This is a genomic window from Verminephrobacter aporrectodeae subsp. tuberculatae, assembly GCF_026127385.1.
GTDB classification, from domain to species: domain Bacteria; phylum Pseudomonadota; class Gammaproteobacteria; order Burkholderiales; family Burkholderiaceae_C; genus Acidovorax; species Acidovorax aporrectodeae.
Genome location: NZ_QZCX01000003.1, coordinates 1,180,102 through 1,200,535 on the forward strand (window position 1 = coordinate 1,180,102; position 20,434 = coordinate 1,200,535).

Below are 20,434 nucleotides of genomic sequence, written 5' to 3' on the forward strand. Positions count from 1 at the left end.
CCCCCCGAGGGTCCGCTTCTCAGCCCCGACCAAGGCGCTGGAACAGCCCACCCGGCAGGCGTGCCACGTGGCCGGCAAGCTCCAGTTCCAGCAGCGCCACCTGCAGCGCGGCAGCGTCCATTCCGGTGCGCGCCACGAGGGCATCGACACTCTGGGGGTCAAAACCCAGGGCCTGCAGCAGGGGGCTGTCCGCAGCCTGCGCAGCACCCGTCGGCGCAGCGGCGGTCGTCGGCGTGGTGGCGGGGATCCGCAGTTCCTCCAGCACGTCCTGCGCGCTCTCCACCAGCTTCGCCCCCTGGCGTATCAGCGCATGGCAGCCGCGCGACTGGGGCGCATGAATCGATCCCGGAATCGCAAACACCTCGCGCCCCTGCTCGGCCGCGAGCCTGGCCGTGATCAACGAGCCGGACGCGGCTGCGGCCTCGACCACCAGCGTTCCCTGGCACAGACCGGAGATGATGCGGTTGCGTTTCGGGAAATTCACCGCCAGCGGCGGCGTGCCCAGCGGGTACTCGCTCACGAGCAGGCCCCGGGCCGCGATGCGCTGCGCAAGGCCCAGGTTCTTGCGCGGATACACGTGGTCCAGCCCGCTGCCCAGCACGGCAATCGTCGCGGCAAAGTCTGCGCCGTCGATTGCGGCGTCGAGCGCGCCCTCATGCGCGGCAGCGTCCACCCCCAGCGCCAGACCGGAGACGATGCTCAGTCCCGCGCCATGCAAGGCGCGGGAAAAGAGTCGCGCGTTTTCTGCGCCCTGCGGCGTGGGGTTGCGGCTGCCCACGACCGCCAGGCAGCGCTCGACGGGAAAGGGGCGCTGCGCGAGCAGCCGCTGCGGCCCCATGAGGTACAGCAGCAGCGGCGGGTCCTGCGTGTCGAGCAGCGCCTGCGGGTAGCGCGCGTCTCCCAGGGTAATGATGGTGCGTGCGGACCCTTGCGCATCGGTGCCGCGCAGCCACGCGCAGCTTGTCTTCCACTGCGCCTGCCACTTGGGCGGGGGCGCGCACAGGGCCTGCGCCTGCGCCTGCGTCACGCATTCGCGCAGCGCCGACAGGGGCTGGCGCAGGATCTCCTGCGGCGGACCAAAGCGCGCCAGCAGGCGCCGCGCGGTGCTGTTGCCGACACCGGGAGCGAGCGTCAAATGCAACCAGGCAGCCAGTTCGTCGCGTTCCATGGGATTCAGGACCGGGGTCGAGCGCCTGCGCTCCGTGGGGTTTGCTCCCGCGGCGAACTACCGGGGACTCACGAGGCGGTCGCCGACGCGCACGGCGCTGCGGATTTCCAGGATCAGCGCGTACGACACACGATCGAAGGTGCGAAACACCATGGCCGTGCCATTTACCTCGCTGGGCAGCTTGATCATCGGCTTGTCCTTGTCGGTGGCGTCCCGGACGCGCTCGCCCATGCTCAGCAGACTCAGCACGTGACCCGGCTCGATGCCGTTCTGCGTGCCTCGGTTGATCGTCACCACCTGGTTCTGCGCGGCATACGCCAGGGCAGCGTTGCCGTAGATGGACACCACGCGCGCGTCCACTTCGCCATCCGGCGCACGCGGGGTGTAGCTCGTAAAGCCCTGGACGGGCGCAGACCAGAGGCGATCGCCGGCCTGTATGTCCCCCTTGGTTTCGGACAACACGATCGTCGCGGGAACGTACTCCGCGGTGTCGCCGCCCTTGCCGTCCGGGGTTTTCTCCAGGAACTCGCCGCGCACCAGCTCCGCCTTGCCGAGATATTGGGCCTCATAGCCCAGTATCTCGGCGGTGACCGGGTCCTTGAGTGCGACGGCGTCGCGGAACACGCGGTAGTGGCGCGGCGCGCCGACCTGGTTGAGCAGCGGCGCGGTCGCGTCGCCGCGCGCGTAGACCCGGTCGCCACTGCCCATCAGCACGCGCCCCTCGGTCGATGCCACGACGCGCGGGGCTTTTTGCAGGACCTGCGCATCGATCACCATGGGCTCGACCAGGAAGGGTTCAATCAGGTGCGGCTTGAGCGTCGGCAGGGCGTTGTTCGCCTTGCGCTCGCTGCGCACCTGCGGGGACAGGCGCACGGTTTCGGGCTCGCCGGCGCGGCCGGCTTGCAGGCGTGCGTAGCCACCGTCCTTTTCCAGGTACAGCGTCTGGCCCGGGAAAATCTGGTGCGGATTCGGAATCGCCTTGAGGTTCATGCCCCAGAGTTCGGGCCAGCGCCAGGGGTGTTTGAGGAACGTTGCCGCAAGTCCCCAGAGCGTGTCCCCGCGCTTGACGGCGTAGCTGTCGGGCGCATCCGGCGTCAGTTCCGAAAGTGCCACGCCGCGCTCCGCAACCTGCTGCGCCGTGGCGCGCTGCCCGCTCGAGACGGGGGGAGTCTGCGCCGGGGCCGGCATGGGCAGCAGGGCTGCGCCAAGAATGGCGACCGCGCCCAGGACGGCGTGCCGCACGCTGCCGGGTGCCGCCATGCTGTTCCTCATCCTCATGTTCTGCTGCATAGGTGAAAGCCCCTCCACGCCAAGGCCAAAGCGCCCCCACGGCATTGCGCCGTGCGGACGATTGGAAAGATATTTATTGCAAACCAGGCGCGATTTTCTGCTCGCGCCCCGGATTGGGCAACGATTATTCAGCCGCCGCGCGGCGACGGCGCGCAAAAGTGGCGAAAATAGCGACAGCTTTTCCTTGGCAACCATGGCCCTTCTTCCCATTCTTTGCTACCCCGACCCCCGGCTGCACACCATCGCCCGTCCCGTACAAGCTGTAGATGAGCGCATTCGCACGCTGGCCGACGACATGCTGGAGACCATGTACGACGCCCAGGGTGTCGGCCTTGCGGCGACCCAGGTGGACGTGCACGAACGGCTGCTGGTCTTCGACGTGTCCGAGGAGCACGACCAGCCCCAGGTGCTCATCAATCCGGAAATCATCTGGACCAGCGAGGAAAAACACCTCAACAGCGAAGGCTGCCTGTCGGTTCCCGGAATCTACGACGGTGTCGAGCGTTTCGTCGCCGTGCACGTGCGCGCGCTCGACGCCCGGGGTGCGTCGCGCGTCATCGAAGCCGACGGCCTGCTGGCCGTGTGCATCCAGCACGAGATGGACCATCTGGTGGGCAAATTGTTCGTGCAATACCTCTCGCCCCTCAAGCGCGGCCGCATCAAGACCCGGATGCTCAAACTCCAGCGGGAGGCGCGCGCATGAAACCCGTGCTGGCGCCGGTCAGGAGACATCCCCGGCCCCCGCGCGCAGCCCCGGAGAATCGCTGCGCATGAGACTCGCCTTTGCCGGAACGCCCGGGTTTGCCCGCGTCGCGCTGCAGCACCTGCTGGACGCGGGTTCTGACGTTGCGCTCGTGCTCACCCAGCCGGACCGGCCCGCGGGCCGGGGCCTGAAGTTGCAAGCCTCGGCCGCCAAGCAATACGCGCTGGAGCATGGCATCGCCGTGGCGCAACCGCGCGGCCTGCGCCTGGACGGCAAATATCCCGACGACGCCGCAGCCGCGCGCGACGCCCTGCGCGCCGCACGCGCCGACGTGCTGGTGGTCGCGGCCTACGGACTGATCCTGCCGCAGTGGGTGCTGGACCTGCCCGCGCTCGGCTGCCTGAACATCCACGCCAGCCTGCTGCCCCGCTGGCGCGGCGCGGCGCCCATACAGCGCGCCATCGAGGCCGGGGATACGGAAACCGGCGTGACCATCATGCAGATGGACGCCGGCCTCGACACCGGCGCCATGCTGCTGAGCGAACGCCTGGCCATCGCCCCTGCGGACACCGCGAGCACGCTCCATGACCGGCTCGCAGCACTGGGCGGCCGCCTCATCGTGCAGGCGCTGGAAATGGCCGCGCGCGCGCGCCTGCAAGCACAGGCGCAGCCGGCCGAGGGCGTCAGCTACGCGCGCAGGATCGAGAAATCCGAAAGCCCCATCGACTGGTCGCTGCCCGCGGCGGTGATCGGCCGGCGCATCCGGGCGTTTGACCCGTTTCCCGGCGCCAGCACCGGGTGCCACGGCGAAACCATCAAGGTCTGGGGCGCGGCAATCGATGCCAAGGGCTGCGCGGCCGATCTGCGCCCGGGTCTGATTCTGGCTGTCGATGGCGCGGGGGTCGCCGTGGCCTGCGCGCAGGGCACGGTCCTGCGCCTGACGGCCCTGCAACGCGCCGGCGGCAAGCGGCTGGATGCGGCCGACTTTCTGCGCGGCGCTGATTGGCGACCCGGCATGCTGCTGGGCGCAGCGACCGCATGAGCCGCCCCCCGCGTCCCCTGCGCACACCCTGAGCCAGCCCGCATGCAGATCTACATGGTCGGGGGCGCAGTGCGCGACCGCTTGCTCGGACGCCCCGTGCACGACCACGACTGGGTGGTGGTGGGCGCCACGCCCGGGCAGATGCTGGCGCACGGCTATCTGCCGGTGGGGCGCGATTTCCCCGTCTTTCTGCACCCCGAGACGCGCGAGGAATACGCACTCGCGCGCACCGAGCGCAAGAGCGGAAGCGGCTACCGGGGCTTCGTGGTGCACAGCGCGCCCGACGTGACGCTTGAGGAAGACCTCTCGCGCCGCGATCTGACGATGAATGCGATGGCCATGCGCACCGCGGATTCGGGCCTTGCAGAACTTTTCGACCCGCACCATGGCGCCCGGGACATCGCGGCCAGGGTGCTGCGCCATGTCAGCGATGCCTTTCGCGAAGACCCGGTGCGCATCCTGCGCGTGGCCCGCTTTGCGGCGTGCTTGCCGGATTTCAGCGTGGCGCCCGGGACGATGCAGCTCATGCGCGAGATGGTGGCGCACGGCGAGATGCAACACCTGGTCGCCGAGCGCGTATGGCAGGAACTGGCGCGCGGGCTGATGCAGGAAAAACCGTCGCGCATGTTCGAGGTGCTGCGCGCGTGCGGCGCGCTCCAGGTGCTGCTGCCCGAGGTGGCGCGCCTGTGGGGCGTTCCCCAGCGCGCCGAATACCACCCCGAGGTCGATACCGGCGTGCACCTGATGCTGGTGCTCGACATGTCCGCGCAACTACAGGCGCCGCTGAGCGTGCGCTTTGCCTGCCTGGCGCACGATCTGGGCAAGGGCAACACCCCGGCCGACCTGCTGCCGCGCCATATCGGCCATGAAGTGCGCAGCGCCGAGCTGCTCAAAGGCCTTGCCAAGCGCTTGCGTGTTCCCGTGGATTGCCACGCGACCGCCGACACGGTGGCGCGCGAGCACGGCCACGTCCACCGCAGCGGCGAACTCTCGGCCGCGGCGCTGGTGCGCCTGCTCGAACGCTGCGACGCGATCCGCAAGCCCGGGCGCTTTGCCGACGTCCTGCTGGCCTGCGAATGCGATGCGCGCGGGCGGCTCGGATTCGAGGAGTCGGCGTACCCGCAGCGGGCGCGGCTTGCCGCCGTGCTCGCCACCGTGCAATCCGTGGCCACCAGCGACATCGCAGCGCAGGCAACGGCGCAGGGCGCGAGCGGCCCGCAGGTCGGCAAGCGGATTCACCGCGCGCGCGTTGCGGCGGTGGCGCATTGGATCGCGGCGCAGGGAACAGCCTGAGGCGCGGCGGCTGCACACCAGCCGGGCGGCGGGCGAACTGCGCGCTCCGGCATCAGCGCGCCGGTTCGTCGCCGCCAACTTCCAGGGACGTCGTGCCGTCTGCCGGAACCAGCCGCCACGGCAGGGACTCCCCCGCACGCAGCGGCTTGAGCTCTGCCTGGCCAAACGCAAAGCGCTGCGGGGGCGTCCAGGACTCGCGGCGCAGGGTGATGCTGCCGGTGTTGCGCGGCAGGCCGTAGAAGTCGGGGCCATGGAAGCTGGCAAAGCCTTCGAGCCGGTCGAGCGCAGCCGCGTTGTCGAAGGCCTCGGCGTACATCTCGATCGCAGCGTGCGCGGTGTAGCAGCCGGCGCAGCCCGTCGCATGCTCCTTCAGGTGCGCGGGGTGCGGCGCACTGTCGGTGCCCAGAAAGAACCTGTCGGAGCCGCTGGTGGCGGCGCGCACCAAGGCCAGCCGGTGCGTTTCGCGCTTGAGAACGGGCAGGCAGTAGTAGTGCGGGCGCAGGCCCATGGAAAAAATGGCGTTGCGGTTGTACAGCAGGTGGTGCGCCGTGATGGTGGCGGCCGTGAAGCGGTCGGCCTGCTGCACATAGTCGGCGGCGTCCCGGGTGGTGATGTGCTCGAAGACGATCTTGAGCTCGGGAAAGTCGCGGCGCAGCGGGATGAGTTGCTGTTCGATGAACACGGCCTCGCGGTCGAACAGGTCCACGTCGCTGCCGGTCACCTCGCCATGCACCAGCAACAGCATTCCGGCCCTCTGCATGGCTTCGAGCGTCTTGCGGATCTTGCGCAAATCGGTCACGCCCGCGTCGCTGTGGGTGGTGGCCCCCGCGGGGTAAAGCTTGGCGGCGAGCACGCCGGCCGCCTTGGCGCGCCCGATCTCGTCGGGCGGCAGCTCGTCGGTGAGGTACAGCGTCATCAGCGGCTCGAAGCGCAGGCCAGCGGGAACGGCCGACAGAATGCGCTGCCGGTAGTCCAGCGCCTGCTGCGCCGTGGTCACGGGGGGCCGCAGGTTGGGCATGATGATCGCGCGCGCGAACTGGGCGGCGCTGTGCGCAACGACGCTGCGCAGGGGCTCGCCGTCGCGCAGATGCAGGTGCCAGTCGTCGGGGCGGGTGATTCTCAGCGTGTGGGGTGCGGCGCGCATGCGCAGGATTCTCGCATTCGCGCAAGGGCTGGTTCCGGCGGATCGGAAGCGCCCCGGGAATCAGGGGTGGTCCAGGATGGCCAGCGCCACGGCCTGGGCACGGGGCACGCAGGTGGCCAGCTCGCAGTACTCGCGCTCAGTGTGCGCGTGCCCGCCCACGGGGCCGGTTGCGCACAGGGTGGGCGCCCCGACGGAGGCCGTCAGGCCGCTGTCGGCCGCGCCTCCGGTGAACTCGCCCTGCACCTCGAAGCCCAGCGACTTCGCGCCGCGCTGGTAGAGCGCGAGCAGGGGCTCGGGCGTGGGCCGCATGGGCAAGGTGCGGCGCGCCGCAGTGATGCGCCCCCGGGTGTGCGGCAGCGACGGCTCCTCGACGACGGCGCGCACCCGCGCAAGCAGCAGGTCCGGGTCGGTGTCCGAGGTAAAGCGCAGGTCCAGTTCGGCCCGGGCATGCGGCGCGACCATGTTCGGCACGACTCCGCCCTGCACCACGCCCACATTCGCGGTGGTTCCCGTGGCGGGGTCGGTGAACGCATGCAGCGCAAGAATCTTGCGCGCCAACGCGTCGATCGCGCTGGCGCCCGCTGCGGGGTTGATTCCCGCGTGCGCGGCGACCCCTTCGATCTCGAACTCCACGACCATGGAGCCCTTGCGACTGGTCACGAGGTTGCCGCTCACGCGGCCCGGCTCGGCGTTGAACACCGCCCGTGCACCGCGCGCCTTGGCCATGATGCGCTCGCGTGTGGCCTGCGAGCCGATCTCTTCATCGCACGAAAAAAGCAGTTGCAAGGGCGTCTTCAGCCCCCCGCAGCGCGCGAAGGCTTCGGCGACGAACACGTTCATCACCAGGCCCGACTTCATGTCGGCCACGCCGGGGCCGTATGCGCGATCGCCCTCCACCCGAAAAGGACGCCGCGCCGCAGTGCCCGCCGGGTACACCGTGTCCATATGCCCCATGAGCAGGATCGGGGCGCCCTCGCCGGCCCCGGGAACCTGGCCATGCAGCAGCACGCCATAGCCGGGAACGGGCTCGCATTGCACCGCCACACCGGCCGCCTCAAGCCGCTCGCGCAATGCGCTCGCCACGGCGCCAACACCCGCTTCGTCGCGGCTGCCGCTGTCGATATCGACCACTTTGCGCAACAAGGCCTGCATTGCCGGCCCCTGGCCAGCGAGCCAGTCCAGAACGCGCGCCCGCAGCTGCGCATGGCTTGCGGTATCTTGCATCTTCATCCTTTGCGAATCGGTTCGTTCAAGCCCTGAGGTCGGCAGTGTGGCACACGCTCCGAAGTCAGGGGGATAACGGAGGAAACTGGCAGAAATTGGCGCAAGGCCCGCGAAACATCGCTCGCGTCGTCCCATCCTGCGGCGCTTCTTGCCCAGGCACCGACCAGCGGCCCCTCAGTCCAGCCCTTTAGCCTCCCAGCCCAGGCTTGTCAGCTTGACCTGGTGTTTCTGTTCTTTTTTCTCGGCTCCTCCAATGATTTTTCCGACCTGGGGAAATGCGGTCTGAATTTCGGATTTCTTTGCCCAACTCGCCAAATCGTCGATTTCGTACAGGTACGTCACACGGGCTTCCTGGTAGTCACCCCGTTTCATGGGCCCTTCCCATTTCACTATTTTGTCGAGCGCCAAGTTTCCGTAGCAAATGTCGCTCACCTGCTCCTGATCCCGCTCCCATTCCCGGTGGAATTTTTTTCCTGCATCGGTCAACGCATAGCGCTTCACCATGAGTTTGCGACCCGTCGGTTTGTTGCTGGCCCAGTGAAGCTGATCGATTTCGGTATCGGTTCCTGACACCAGACCAACAGCGACCAAGGCTTCCATTTTTCCCGCCATGTTGGTCGGATCGTCCTTCTGCGCTTTCAAATCCTCTTGCGACACATCGGCTGGCCACTTTCTCAGGCCCAGGCAAAGCTCACCTTTCTTTTCGAAATACTGCTTCATGGCTGCGCCAAAGTTCTTTTCGTTCACGTCAGTCTTGCTGCCGCAGGCCGTGAGCAGGATTGCTCCGGCCACCGCGAATGCCAAGTGGGTTTTCATGGTTCTGTTCCTTGAGAAAAACGATACATCAGTGGGTTTGAGGTCTCCGACCACGGCGGGCGCGTCCGCTTGAGTCCAGGCCAACAGCAGGCCGGCCTACGGCATCGTCGACACGGCGGGCATCACTGAGGGGGTTGGCAGGAATCGGCGCGAGGCCCGAGAAACATCGCTCGCGTCGTCCCATCCTGCGGCGCTTCTTGCCCAGGCACCGACCAGCGACCCCTTAGTCCAGCCCTATAGCTTCCCAACCCAGGCTTGTCAGCTTGACCTGGTGTTTCTGTTCTTTTTTCTCGGCTCCTTCAATGACTGCGCCGACCTTGGGGAATGCGGTCTGAATTTCGGATTTCTTTGCCCAACCCGCCAAATCGTCGATTTCGTACAGGAACGTCACACCGGCTTCCTGGTAGTCACCCAGTTTCATGGGTCCTTCCCATTTCACTATTTTGTCGAGCGCCAAGTTTCCGTAGCAAATGTCGCCCCCCTGCTTCCGGTAGAATTTTTTTCCTGCATCAGTCAACGCATAGCGCTTCCCCATGAGTTTGCGACCCGTAGGTCTCATGCCCCAGATAACCTCATCGATTTCGGCATCGGTTCCTGATACCAGATCAACAGCGGCCAAGGCTTCCATTTTCCTTACCGTGCTGGTCGGATCGTCCTTTTGCGCTTTCCAACTATCTTCCGACACATCGACTGGCCACTCCACCTCTCCCAGGCCCAGGCAAAGCTCACCTTTCTTTTCGAGATACTGCTTGATGGCTGCGCCAAAGTTCTTTTCGCTCACGTCCGTCTTGCTGCCGCAGGCCGTGAGCAGGATTGCTCCGGCCACCGCGAGTGCCAATTGGGTTTTCATGGTTTTGTTCCTTGAGAAAAACGATACATCAGTGGGTTGAGGTCTCCGACCACGGCGGGCGTGTTCACTTGACCGCTGCGCAAAGACCTGCGCCAAGCAGTGTAAGCTGATGTCTTTGATGTGACAAACATCAACACAAACCCCGGGCTTTTCCTGGACCACCTGCTTGCGGCCAAGCACGCAGTTGCGCGAGACTCTGCCCGCGGGCCTGTCCCGCACCGCAGCAGACCCCATCCGGAAAGAGTCCCCATGTTGATCGCCCAAATCTCCGACACGCATGTCCAGGCCAGCGGCAGGCCGGCCTACGGCATCGTCGACACGGCGGGCATGCTTGCGGCATGCGTTGCCGACGTCCTGCGCCAGGATCCGCGCCCCGACCTGGTCCTGCTGACGGGGGACTTGGCCGACCATGGCGACCCCGGGGAGTACGCCTTGCTGCGCGAACTGCTCGCGCCGCTGACGATGCCGATGTACCTCCTGCCCGGAAACCATGACGAACGCGCTGCGCTGCGCCAGGCATTTACCGGCCCGCGCTTTGGCTATTTCGGGCAGACCGGCGAATTCCTGCAGTACGCCGTGGACCTGGGGCCCCTGCGGCTGCTGGCGCTGGATACCGTCGTCCCGATGGAAGGGCGTGGGCAGTTGTGCGGCCCAAGGCTGGCCTGGCTGGACGCGCAACTGGCGCAGGACCCGCGCCCCACGGTCATCGCCATGCACCACCCGCCGTTTGCCACGGGAATTCCCTATATGGACACGCTCGGGCTCGAAGGCGCCGACGTGCTGGAGAGGATTCTCGGAAAGTACCCGCACGTCGAGCGTGTGCTGTGCGGCCATCTGCACCGTTCCATCCAGTGCCGCTTCGGGGGCACGCTCGCGTCTACCTGCCCCAGCCCCGCGTACCAGCTGACGCTGGACCTGCGCGCGAACGCGCCGGAGCGCTTCGTGCTCGAGCCCCCCGGCTACCAGTTGCACCAATGGCATGCGGGCCGGCTGGTGTCGCATGCCTGCGTCGTCGGCGAGTACGCGGGGCCCTACGGATTCTGCGCGGGCGGGAGTTGACCGGCCCTCAGTTCTTCAGCACAGCGCCAGGGCCTCCAGGCAGCGCCTGCGGTGCGCGGCGCCCGCGTCGGGAGCGATTTCCACGCCGGGCAGGCGCAGGCCGTAGCTCAGGCCCAGCCGGTCGGCCTGCAGCACCCAGGCGGTCAGGCGCGCGATGCGGGCCTCGGGGTCGGGCAGCGCGGCGCGCGCCGGGTCGAGCCAGAGCACGTGCCGTTGGGCCTGCTGGGCGTCGCGGCTGACGAGTTCGTCGCTGCCGCTGGCCAGCGTTCTTGCGGCCTTCTTCCACACCACGAGCTTGAGCGCGTCGCCACGCCGGTAGGCGCGCACGCCATCGAATTCTCCAACGCCTTGCGCGGGCGCGTTGCCGTCCGCGCGCGGTTCGCCGGGGGGCAGGGGCGGCGCCGGCATTTCGGGCGCCGGGTATACCAACACCTGCGCCGCAGGGCGCCAATAGGCCCAGACGCGAAAGCTGCCAAACGGAAAGCGCGTCTCGGCCATCAATGGGGGCAGGCGGTGCAGGCCGCGGTGCGTGGGCCGGAAGGACACCTGCACGCGGGCCTGGCCCTGCGCCGGAACGTCGGTCCAGGCCCAATGCAGGTCTGCCCGGTGCGCGCCATGCACGCACAGCGCGATGCCATGGCGCGGCGAACTGCGCGCGCTCGACAGCTGCACTTCGATGGTGCTGCTGCTGCCCAGGAAATGCGCCTCCGGGGCTTTCAGATGCAGGATGATTCCACGCAGGTTCGCGTGGCAGACGTACATTCCCGCGACGGCGCTGCCGGCGAGCAAAAAGGTGAACAGGTAGCCCAGGTTGAGCTGGAAGTTGATCGACGCGACGAGCAGCAGGCTCAGCGTCAGCGCCAGCATCCAGCCCGCGCCGGTGGGCAGGATGTAGACGTTGCGCTGCGTGAGCAGCAGGGTGTCGCAGAGCGGCAGCCGCGCCTGCCACCAGCGCTGAAAGCGCTGGCGCAGCGGCGCCAGGGGGTCGAGTCGGGCGAGGATGGCGCGGGCGGCAAGGCCCACCGGCGACCGGCCACCCGGAGCGGGCGTTTCCATGCTTGCCATGGACCCGGGACTCAGCGCAGGACCACGGCTTCGAGCATGGCGCGCACCTGCTCGAGCGCGCCGCGCCCGGCGTCGCCCACGGGCACCAGGCGGTGGGCGATGGTCTGCGGCAGCACGGCCTGCACATCGTCGGGCGCTGCGTAGTCGCGCCCGCTGATCAGCGCCTGCGCCTTGGCCGCGCGCAGCAGCGCGATTCCGGCGCGCGGGGACAGCCCCTGCAGGAACCAGCGGCCCGAGCGGGTGGCCGCGATCAGGTCCTGCACGTAGTCGAGCAGCGGCTCGGCCGTGTGCACGGCCTGCACCTGGCGCTGCAACTCGGCCAGGTCCTCTCCCGAGAGCAGCGGCAGCAGGCGCGCAACCATGTCGCGCCGGTCGGCGCCGGCGAGCAGCGTGCGCTCGGCCGCACGGTCGGGGTAGCCGATGGAGATGCGCATCAGAAAACGGTCCAACTGCGACTCGGGCAGCGCAAACGTGCCCAGCTGGTCGTGCGGGTTCTGGGTGGCGATCACGAAAAAGGGCTGCGGCAGGGCACGGGTCTCGCCCTCCACCGACACCTGCTTCTCCTCCATGGCTTCGAGCAGCGCGCTCTGCGTCTTCGGGCTGGCACGGTTGATTTCGTCGGCCAGCAGCACCTGGGCAAACACCGGACCCGGGTGGAACACGAAGGACTGCTTGCCGCGTTCGTACACCGAAACGCCCGTCAGGTCGCTGGGCATCAGGTCGGCCGTGAACTGCACGCGCGCGAACTGCAGGCCAAAAGTGTGCGACAACGCGTGCGCCAGCGTGGTCTTGCCCACGCCCGGCAGGTCTTCGATGAGCAGATGGCCACCCGCCAGCAGGCAGGCCACGCAGTCCTGCACCTGGGCCTTTTTGCCCACGATCACCGTGTTAAGCTGATCCAGAAGCGATTGGATCTTGTGCTGTGCGTGCATAGCCTGACGTTATCCGAAAAACATCCACTACGGGGACCGATTGTGGGCAGGACGGGCTATTTCACCCACCAAGATTGCACCAAGCACGAGATGGGCCCGGGCCACCCGGAGTGCCCGCAACGGCTCGCCGCGATCGAGGACCGTTTGCTGATCACCGGCGTGGCCGACGCGCTGGTGCACTACGAGGCGCCCGAGGCGTCGCTCAGCGACATCGAACTGGCGCACGACCGCATGCATGTGGCGGCGCTGCGCGGCATGTCCGAGCGGCTGAGCGAAGAGCGCGCCGCCGGCGGCCCCGACTACGCGCAGATCGACCCCGACACCGCCCTCAACGTCCACAGCTGGAAGGCCGCCCTGCGCGCCGCCGGGGCCGCGTTGGCGGCCACCGACGCAGTGCTCGCGGGCGAGATCGAGAACGCCTTTTGCGCCGTGCGCCCCCCGGGCCACCACGCCTGCCGCAGCAAGTCCATGGGCTTTTGCCTGCTCAACAACCTGGCCGTGGCCGCCCGATACGCGCTGCAACGCTACCGGCTACAGCGCGTGGCGGTGGTCGATTTCGACGTGCACCACGGCAACGGCACCGAGGACATCCTGGCGGGAGACCCCCGGGCGCTGATGGTCGGAATTTTTCAGCACCCCTTCTACCCCTACAGCGGCGACCGCGATCCGGCGCCCAATATGCTGAACGTGCCGGTACCCGCTTACACGCGCGGCATGGAGATCCGCGAGATCGTCAAGACCCTGTGGCTGCCCCGGCTCGAAGCCTTCCAGCCCGAGATGCTCTTCGTGAGCGCGGGCTTTGACGGCCACCGCGAGGACGACCTGGGCCAACTCGGCCTGAACGAGCAGGACTACGCCTGGATCACCGCGCGCGTGAAGGAGGTGGCGTGCCGGCACGCCAAGGGTCGCATCGTCTCGTGCCTGGAGGGCGGCTACGCGCTGGGCGCGCTGGCACGCAGCGTGGAGGCGCATCTGCGCGTCCTGGCCGACATTTGACCGGATCGATCGATCCAATCCGCACCCCATTGGGCACTTCGTCACCCCCCGGTCTGAACTACAATTGCGGGCTTTGCCGGCATCATCCACAGACTCGAAGGAAACGAACCATGGCATCTGCCAAACCAAAAAAGAAAAACCCGCGCCTGGCGTCGGGCCGCAAGCGCGTCCGCCAGGACGTCAAAATCAACGCCGCCAACACCTCCCTGCGGTCCAGATACCGCACCGCTGTCAAGAACGTCGAAAAGGCGGTTCTGGCGGGCGACAAGAGCAAGGCCAGCGAACTGTTCGCGAAGATGCAGTCCGTGGTTGACTCCGTGGCCGACAAGGGAATCTTCCACAAAAACAAGGCGGCGCGCGACAAGAGCCGCTTGTCTGCCAAGGTGAAAACCCTGGCCCTGGCCGCCTGACCCGCTTCAGGCACACAGCCCGAACGGCAGCCGCCGTTCGCCGTTTGTAACGGGTGCGCTGCCGGCAAGGAAGAAAAAAACCGCCCAAGGGCGGTTTTTTTCTTCAAGCGCAGGTTGATGATCCACTCTTCCCCAGACCCAGCTTGTCCATGGTCTCATGCGCATGGATGACCATGGTGGCGACCTCGCCCACGGCAATGCGCAGGCTGGTCGCCCGCGAGCGCATATGCTCGTACGCCTCGTTGTCGCTCAGGCCCTGGGCCTGCATCAGGATGCGGATGGCCTTCTCGATGGTCCGTCGCGCCTTGAGCGCCTCTTCGAGCTTGCCGATCTTGTTCTGTAAGCGCTGCTGGTAGCCGCTGCACGCGCGCGCAAGCACCAGCGTGTTCAGAACCCCGGTAGAGCGGTACGGTTTGGTGATGACGCCATGCGCCTGGGTGTCCAGGAGCAGTTTCAGGGCTGTCGGGTTTTCATAGTCGGACAGTGCAATCAGCGTGGCTTCGGTGTCTGCCGCGGACCAGCTTGCGCAGCCGCGCAGTTCCGGTCCGACGAGAAAGAAAACCACGTCGCAATCTCCCGGCAACTCGGCCGGCAAGGGCCAGATGGCGCGGACCGGGCAGCCAATCCGCCGCAGCTGCGCTTCAAGGATGCAGCGGTCGTCACCGGGCGGGTGGACCACGGTGACGCGCAGCATGCGCAGGTCGTCAAACAGGCGGCGCGTGGCCGTGTTCATGCGGCCTCCCCCTCGATCCAGAAATCGGAAAACCCGTACGCCGTCAGGTAGGGGTCGGGCTTGATCGGACTGCGGCTTTCCCACACCACGTCGAATGCGCCATCGGGTCGGCAGACCGCGATGCGGGGGGGTCAGGATGGCATGGTTGTTTCCCGGGTCGATGCGCAGCAGCCCTTCGGGCGAGTCGAATTCCACGGCATGAACCGCCGCCACCAGCTTTTCAGTATCCAGGGTGCGCGCCCGGGCAAGCGCCAGGGCAAACAGATGCACTTGGTTGTAGGCCATCTCGGACCACATGCTCGCCGGCAGGGCTCCGAACCGGGTGCGCCACGACGCCAGAAAGCGCCGGTTGCTGTCATTGTCCAGCGTGTTCACGTAGCTTGCGGCAACGATATGACCGCCGCAGAGCGCGGGGCCGATCATCCGCGTTTCGTATTCGGTCATCGTCAGACTCGCGATCGGAATCCGGGCGGGGTCGATCCCATGCTCGCGGTAGAGCGTGTAGAACGCCCGCGCCGCGCGGCCAATGAGCGTCGAAAACACCACGTCCGGTTTGACCCCCTCGATGTCTTGCACCACGGACTCCAGATCTGCCGGTCCTGCGTCGCTCGGCAGGTAAACCTCGGCAACGATTTCGCCGCCATGCTCTTGCACCATGTCGCGCATGATGCGGTTCGATTCGCGCGGATAAATGTAGTCGGCACCGACCAGAAAGAAGCGGCGTCCGCGGTGGCGCAACAGCCAGGCTGCCAACTGCATGCTGTTCTGGTTGGGCACCGCGCCGGTATAAATGACGTTTGGCGAATACTCGAAGCCTTCATGGATCGAGCTGTACCACAGCAGCGCGTTGTTGCGCTCGATCACGGGCAGCACGGCTTTTCGGCTCGACGACGTGGAGCAACCAAAGATCACGCTGACGTCGTCTTCGCGCAGCAGATGCTGTGCCAGTTTGCGGTATTCGTTGGCGTCTCCCTTGGGGTCATGGACCACAGGGTCGAGCGGTCGGCCGGCAACGCCTCCCGCTGCATTGATCTCCTCGATCGCGAGCACGGTTCCGTAGAAATGCTCCGTCTCGGTCGCTTGCGTGATCCCTGCGCGCGAGAACAGCACACCGATGCGCCAACCAAGCTCGGGCGTGCAAGAAGGGTTGGCATTCATCTGAATCCTCCATCGGTCGAAAAGACCAGCGCACTCGGTCCTCAGATGCGCAGGTGGCTGAAGATGGTGCGCGCAGCCACTGCATCCTTCGTGTCGCCGCCATCGATGATTTCGCCCTGCTTCAAGACCTCGAAGCGATCGGCGACTTGCAACGCAAACGGAACATGCTGTTCGATCAGCAGCATCGTCGTCCCGTGCTGGCTGCGCTCCCATAGCAGGGCCTCGGCCAGGCGCGCGATGACCGAGGGTTGCAAACCTTCCGTGATTTCATCGAGCAGCATGATCGCCGGGCGCATCATCAGCGCGCGCGCAACCAGCAGCATCTTTTGTTCGCCACCGGAGAGCGTTCCCGCGCACTGTTTCAAACGGCTCTTGAACACCGGAAAAACCGCTGCGATGCCGGCGAAGCGCTCGTCGAAGACGGATGCCTTGGGCAGGCCCAGGCACAGGTTGTCGCGCACCGACAGATCCTGAAACAGTGCGTGCTCTTGCGCAGCGTAGGCCATGCCGGCCCGCGCGATCCGGTGCGGTGCAAGGCGGGTGATGTCTTGTCCGCCCATCTGAATCCGACCGGTCTGCTTGGGCAGGTAGCCCATGATGGTCTTGAGCAAGGTGGTCTTGCCCATGCCGTTCTTGCCCAGCAGGGCCAGGGCCTCACCCTGGGCAAGCGCCATCGACAGGTTGCGCAGCACCAGCGCCGCCTGGTAGCCGCTGCTTACGTCCTGCAAGCACAGTGCCATCGGACTCATGGTGCGTCTGCCTGCGCGGTGCCCGCATAAATCGTTTTGACCAGTTCCGAATCGACGACTTCGTCGAAGCTGCCCTGCATCACGATGCCCCCCTGGTGCAGTACGACGATGCGGGTGGCAACCTCTTTCACGAAATCGAGATCGTGTTCGACCAGCACACAGCACAGCCGATACCGGTGCGCCAGTGCGACCAGCACGCTGCCAATCTGTGTGCGTTCGGTCCTGGTCAACCCCGCTGTCGGTTCGTCGAGCAGCACGATGCGGGGCTCGAGGGCCAGCACCATCACCAGTTCCAGCGCCTGCTGCGCGCCGTGCGAGAGGTCCTTCGCCACGGTATCGAGCTTCTGGTCAAGGCCCGTGGTGCGCACCACGTCCAACGCATACGGCGGCAAGCCCAGCGTGCGTGCGCGCCGGATCAGCGATGGCCGTTCGATGATCGTTGTGGCAATGCGCAGGCATTGCGCGACCGTCAGCGAGTCAAAAATAGGGGCATTCTGGAACTTGCGACCCAATCCGAAATGCACGCAGCGCTCGGGCGGCAACTGCCCGACGTCGTTGCCACACAACACCACGGTTCCTGCGCACCGTTCGCCTCCGTCACTGATGCAGCGCATCAACGTTGTCTTGCCTGCACCGTTCGGACCGATCAGACCCAGCAGCTCGCCGGCGTCGGCATGCAGATCAATGCCCTGCAGCACCTTGAGGCTGCCAAAGTGCTTTGCGACCCCTTGCATGTGCAGCGCGGGAACAGAGGCTGCCTGCGGCGGTGCACGGGGAGCGCGCTCGACCAGGACCGGCGGCATGTCGCTGGCAACCAGTGCGCGCAGTGGCTTGAATGGCCGCAGCAGCAGCGGCACCAAACCCTGCGGGAGCAAGACGATGACCGCAACGAACGCAGTCCCCAGAATCAGCTGCCAGGCAAACGGCAGGCTCGCGCTCAGGTAGGCCGTCGCCACGTTGATCAGCAATGCGCCAACGACCGGACCCCACAGGGTCCCGCGGCCCCCAAGCGCGACCCAGATGATCAACTGCGTACCCAGGACGAAGCCGCTCAACTCCGGCGCCACGACACCACTGAACGAGCCATAGCCAAAGCCCGCGATGCCGGCGACGATCGCCGCCGCAACCAGCAGGACGATCTTCACGCGCAAGGTATGGATGCCCAGGTACGCGCAGCGCGATTCGTTATCGCGAATCGCCACCAGCACCCGGCCCGCATCGCTTTGCACGAAGAACCAGGCCAGCGTCGAGATCAGCAGCAGGCCCATGCCGGCGATCCGGTACCAGGCGTCCAACGACAGGTCGAAACTCTGATAGCCCGTCAGTCCCGAACTCGATCCGGTCCATGCGCCGCCGGACAGGATGAGCTGGCTGAGCACGATCGGCAGCACCAGCGACATCACGGTCGCGAAGAACGGCGAGGCACCCCGATAGAACGACAGCCAGCCGAGCAGCGCTGCGACGGCAGCGGCTGCGGCGACCGCAGCCGACAAGGCCAGCACCACATGGCCCGGAGAAGACCCGCCATGCGTGAAGACCAGGCCGGCCGCGTAGGCACCGATACCGAAGAAGGCGGACTGCCCGAATGTCAGATAGCCCGTGTAGCCCCAGAGAATGTCCACAGTCACCGCGACCATGGCAAAGAAGAAGGCCTGGATCAGCACGTTCAGCAGATAGGTGCCAAACAGCGCCGGGCCGGCGACGACCAGCAGGCCCGCCAACCCAACGACCACCAGCACTCCCGGTGCATGGGCTTTAGCTTTAACCAAGAGAGAACCCCTTCGGACGGACGCGCAGCGTGAGCGCGGCCAGCACGGGGATGGTCAGTCCCCCCAGGACCGGATTGATGAAAGTGCTGACCAGTACCTGGCAGGCGCCAAATGCCAGGCAGGTCATCAGCAAACCGGGCATCGAATGACCGGACACCATGACCAGCATGAAGGCATTGATCAGATAGGGCAGCCCCATGTCGGGATCAACGCTGGACAGCGGTGTGAGCAGCGCGCCGGCCAGGGATCCGAGTGCAGCGCCCAAACTGAAGGTCAGGAAGCGGATCCGGTCGGAATGAATACCGAGCCCGCGCGCGAGGTCCTCGTTCATGATCACCGCACGGGTCTTCACACCAAAGCGCGTTCCCGACAGCAGCGCCGTCAGCAGCGCGCACACAAGCAGCGCGACCGGGATCAGCAGCAGCCGGTAGGCAGAGTAGTCCGTGCCAGCGACGGAGAAAAAAACCCCCTGCAACGGTGTTGCGACGAACTGTGCCTGCCTGCCGAACACCATCACGATGCTCTGACTGATGACGATCGCCAGCCCCCAGGTGGCGAGAATCGCGTCCAGCGGGCGCTGGTACAGCGGGCGCACGATCACCCGTTCGACGCACATGCCGACAGCGACACCGACGGCAAGTGCAAGAGGCAGGCTGAGCCAGGGATCGCACTTTTGTTGCGTGACCACGAAGCTCGCGTAGCCGCCCAGCGTCAGCAGTGCGCCGTGCGCAAAGTTGACGATCTTCATCACGCCGAAGATCACCATCAGCCCCGCGGTCACGATGAACAGCACGGCCGCCGTAGTGAGAACGTCCAAGGCCAGAACCATCACGGTCTCCATTCACGTCCATCGGCCAGCATATTGCGAGCCCTTACTTGATGTTCGGGCACTGCGCTCCGGGATCGACACCGGGGAAAGTCTGCAAAATCTTGACCGAGCCATCGGCCTGGATTTGACCCAGGCGCATCGCCAACGTGGTGTGGCGGCTCTTGTCCATGCGGACCTCACCACGCGGCCCCAGAAAGGACACTTGGCCGAGCGCCCTGATGACCTGCGCGGGGTCGGTGGAGCCAGCTTTTTCGACCGCGGCCTTGTACAGGAAGAAGGCTTCGTATTGCGGCTCGGACAGTTCGTTCGGCACCTTCAAGTCGTTGCCGAAGCGCTTGTGCATCGCCGCAAGAAACTTCTCGTTCTCGGGCGTACCGATGCTGCTCAGATAGGAGCCGGACAGATGGATGCCCGTGGCCACGTCACCCATGTTCCTGGCAGTGCCTTCATCGATCGCGAGGTTGCCGTAAGGCAGGCTCAAACCGGCGCCTTTGATCTGCTTGGCCAGGGCCACATTGGGCGCGCCGCCAGCGGTGGCACTGAGCAGCGCATCAGGACGCGCCGAGCGGATCTTCGAGAGAATCGGCGTCCAGTCCGTGCCGTCGATGGGCAGGTATTCCTCGCCGATCACCTGGCCGCCGCGCTGTTCGATGTACTTCTTGGTGAAGCCGAGCATGCCACGACCAAAGGCATAGTCGTTGCCGATCAGATAGAAGGTCTTGGCGCCCTTGCTTTCCCGGAAATAGTCCACCATCGGCGCAACCTGTTGTTCGGGTACCCAGCCGTTGACGTACATCCAGGGACTGCACGAGCGGCCCTCATGGAACGAGGTGTAGATGAAGGGCTTCTTGCCACGGGCGACGATGGGCAGCGCCGCATTGCGCGCGGCACTGGTTTCCATCGAGATGATGGCATCCACATTCTTCTGGAAAACCAGCGTGTCGTAGGCTTTCTGCGCGCCGACGGCGCCGGATGCATCGTCGACGATTTCAAGCTGTACCTTGCGCCCCAGGATGCCGCCAGCGGCGTTGATCTCCTCGACGGCAAGCTGCGATGACTGCACGACAGCCGGCGCGACAACGCTGTTGGCGCCCGACAGGCCGACGGCAACGCCGATCCTGACGGGGTCCGCAGCCTGCACCGCCGCAGCCAGTGCGACGGCGACGGCGCCGATGACGATATGCGATTTGAACGAAGTCATGGA

General features: G+C 66.2%; 19 protein-coding genes and 1 pseudogene. 6 read left to right on the forward strand and 14 right to left on the reverse strand.

Translation table 11 applies throughout. The features are described 5' to 3' along the window. Nucleotides 1–19: 19 nt before the first annotated feature. Together dprA and D5041_RS20310 are read right to left on the reverse strand one after the other, a co-directional pair. Nucleotides 20–1,168: a DNA-processing protein DprA gene (dprA, locus tag D5041_RS20305; protein ID WP_010104792.1), complete on the reverse strand. Its 1,149-nt coding sequence runs from the start codon at nucleotides 1,166–1,168 to the stop codon at nucleotides 20–22. 57 nt (nucleotides 1,169–1,225) lie between these two features. Then, nucleotides 1,226–2,428: a LysM peptidoglycan-binding domain-containing protein gene (locus D5041_RS20310; protein WP_265285773.1), complete on the reverse strand. Its 1,203-nt coding sequence runs from the start codon at nucleotides 2,426–2,428 to the stop codon at nucleotides 1,226–1,228. 223 nt (nucleotides 2,429–2,651) lie between these two features. Between D5041_RS20310 and def the strand changes: the two genes are divergently transcribed. The 3 genes from def (at nucleotide 2,652) to D5041_RS20325 (ending at nucleotide 5,496) form a co-directional block, all read left to right on the forward strand. Further along, nucleotides 2,652–3,161 carry a peptide deformylase gene (gene def / locus D5041_RS20315; protein ID WP_010104790.1) on the forward strand — a complete coding sequence of 170 codons (510 nt, stop codon included), beginning with the start codon at nucleotides 2,652–2,654 and terminating at the stop codon, nucleotides 3,159–3,161. 67 nt (nucleotides 3,162–3,228) lie between these two features. Then, on the forward strand, nucleotides 3,229–4,203 hold the full coding sequence (gene fmt, locus D5041_RS20320) for a methionyl-tRNA formyltransferase (RefSeq protein ID WP_265285612.1): 975 nt from the start codon (nucleotides 3,229–3,231) through the stop codon (nucleotides 4,201–4,203). A 42-nt stretch (nucleotides 4,204–4,245) separates the two neighbouring features. Continuing rightward, nucleotides 4,246–5,496: a multifunctional CCA addition/repair protein gene (locus D5041_RS20325; RefSeq protein ID WP_265285613.1), complete on the forward strand. Its 1,251-nt coding sequence runs from the start codon at nucleotides 4,246–4,248 to the stop codon at nucleotides 5,494–5,496. 52 nt (nucleotides 5,497–5,548) lie between these two features. On the opposite strand, the gene pyrC is transcribed toward D5041_RS20325, so the two are convergent. The 4 genes from pyrC to D5041_RS20345 form a co-directional block, all read right to left on the reverse strand. Beyond that, nucleotides 5,549–6,640: a dihydroorotase gene (pyrC, locus tag D5041_RS20330; RefSeq protein WP_265259226.1), complete on the reverse strand. Its 1,092-nt coding sequence runs from the start codon at nucleotides 6,638–6,640 to the stop codon at nucleotides 5,549–5,551. Nucleotides 6,641–6,700: 60 nt separating this feature from the next. Continuing rightward, complete coding sequence (locus D5041_RS20335; RefSeq protein WP_010100965.1) at nucleotides 6,701–7,870, reverse strand: M20 family metallopeptidase; 1,170 nt, start codon at nucleotides 7,868–7,870, stop codon at nucleotides 6,701–6,703. A gap of 168 nt (nucleotides 7,871–8,038) precedes the next feature. Continuing rightward, nucleotides 8,039–8,680, reverse strand: a complete 642-nt coding sequence (locus D5041_RS20340) for an SEN1982 family lipoprotein (RefSeq protein ID WP_265285614.1) — start codon at nucleotides 8,678–8,680, stop codon at nucleotides 8,039–8,041. 223 nt (nucleotides 8,681–8,903) lie between these two features. Further along, nucleotides 8,904–9,530, reverse strand: a complete 627-nt coding sequence (locus tag D5041_RS20345) for an SEN1982 family lipoprotein (protein WP_010100962.1) — start codon at nucleotides 9,528–9,530, stop codon at nucleotides 8,904–8,906. Between the two features lie 249 nt (nucleotides 9,531–9,779). Between D5041_RS20345 and D5041_RS20350 the strand changes: the two genes are divergently transcribed. Next, nucleotides 9,780–10,589: a phosphodiesterase gene (locus tag D5041_RS20350; protein WP_010100960.1), complete on the forward strand. Its 810-nt coding sequence runs from the start codon at nucleotides 9,780–9,782 to the stop codon at nucleotides 10,587–10,589. Nucleotides 10,590–10,604: 15 nt separating this feature from the next. Here D5041_RS20350 and D5041_RS20355 read toward each other — a convergent pair whose 3' ends face one another. Further along, the gene (locus D5041_RS20355) at nucleotides 10,605–11,645 is read right to left on the reverse strand and encodes a DUF58 domain-containing protein (RefSeq protein ID WP_265283136.1); all 1,041 of its coding nucleotides are present in this window, start codon (nucleotides 11,643–11,645) and stop codon (nucleotides 10,605–10,607) included. A gap of 20 nt (nucleotides 11,646–11,665) precedes the next feature. Next, entirely contained in the window at nucleotides 11,666–12,586 is a 921-nt protein-coding gene (locus tag D5041_RS20360) for an AAA family ATPase (RefSeq protein ID WP_010102910.1), read from the reverse strand. 90 nt (nucleotides 12,587–12,676) lie between these two features. Here D5041_RS20360 and D5041_RS20365 point away from each other — a divergent pair, with 90 nt between their 5' ends. Together D5041_RS20365 and rpsT are read left to right on the forward strand one after the other, a co-directional pair. Continuing rightward, nucleotides 12,677–13,582, forward strand: coding sequence for a histone deacetylase family protein (locus tag D5041_RS20365; protein WP_265259228.1), 906 nt, complete (start codon nucleotides 12,677–12,679; stop codon nucleotides 13,580–13,582). A gap of 110 nt (nucleotides 13,583–13,692) precedes the next feature. Next, nucleotides 13,693–13,992 carry a 30S ribosomal protein S20 gene (gene rpsT / locus D5041_RS20370; protein WP_265282811.1) on the forward strand — a complete coding sequence of 100 codons (300 nt, stop codon included), beginning with the start codon at nucleotides 13,693–13,695 and terminating at the stop codon, nucleotides 13,990–13,992. Between the two features lie 103 nt (nucleotides 13,993–14,095). Here the strand turns inward: rpsT and D5041_RS20375 are convergent, their stop codons facing one another. From D5041_RS20375 to D5041_RS20400, 6 genes and pseudogenes are all read right to left on the reverse strand, one after another. Continuing rightward, nucleotides 14,096–14,725, reverse strand: a complete 630-nt coding sequence (locus D5041_RS20375; protein WP_010102907.1) for an ANTAR domain-containing response regulator — start codon at nucleotides 14,723–14,725, stop codon at nucleotides 14,096–14,098. After that, nucleotides 14,722–15,883 (reverse strand): annotated as a pseudogene (locus D5041_RS20380) (transporter substrate-binding domain-containing protein). Before D5041_RS20380 ends, D5041_RS20375 begins: the two are co-directional and overlap by 4 nt. A gap of 41 nt (nucleotides 15,884–15,924) precedes the next feature. Further along, entirely contained in the window at nucleotides 15,925–16,632 is a 708-nt protein-coding gene (locus D5041_RS20385) for a branched-chain amino acid ABC transporter ATP-binding protein (RefSeq protein ID WP_265282810.1), read from the reverse strand. After that, nucleotides 16,629–18,365, reverse strand: coding sequence for an ABC transporter permease subunit (locus D5041_RS20390; RefSeq protein WP_265285615.1), 1,737 nt, complete (start codon nucleotides 18,363–18,365; stop codon nucleotides 16,629–16,631). Before D5041_RS20390 ends, D5041_RS20385 begins: the two co-directional genes overlap by 4 nt. 28 nt (nucleotides 18,366–18,393) lie before the next feature. Then, on the reverse strand, nucleotides 18,394–19,230 hold the full coding sequence (locus tag D5041_RS20395) for a branched-chain amino acid ABC transporter permease (RefSeq protein ID WP_265285774.1): 837 nt from the start codon (nucleotides 19,228–19,230) through the stop codon (nucleotides 18,394–18,396). A 43-nt stretch (nucleotides 19,231–19,273) separates the two neighbouring features. Beyond that, nucleotides 19,274–20,431: a substrate-binding protein gene (locus D5041_RS20400; RefSeq protein ID WP_010100537.1), complete on the reverse strand. Its 1,158-nt coding sequence runs from the start codon at nucleotides 20,429–20,431 to the stop codon at nucleotides 19,274–19,276. Nucleotides 20,432–20,434 lie beyond the last annotated feature (3 nt).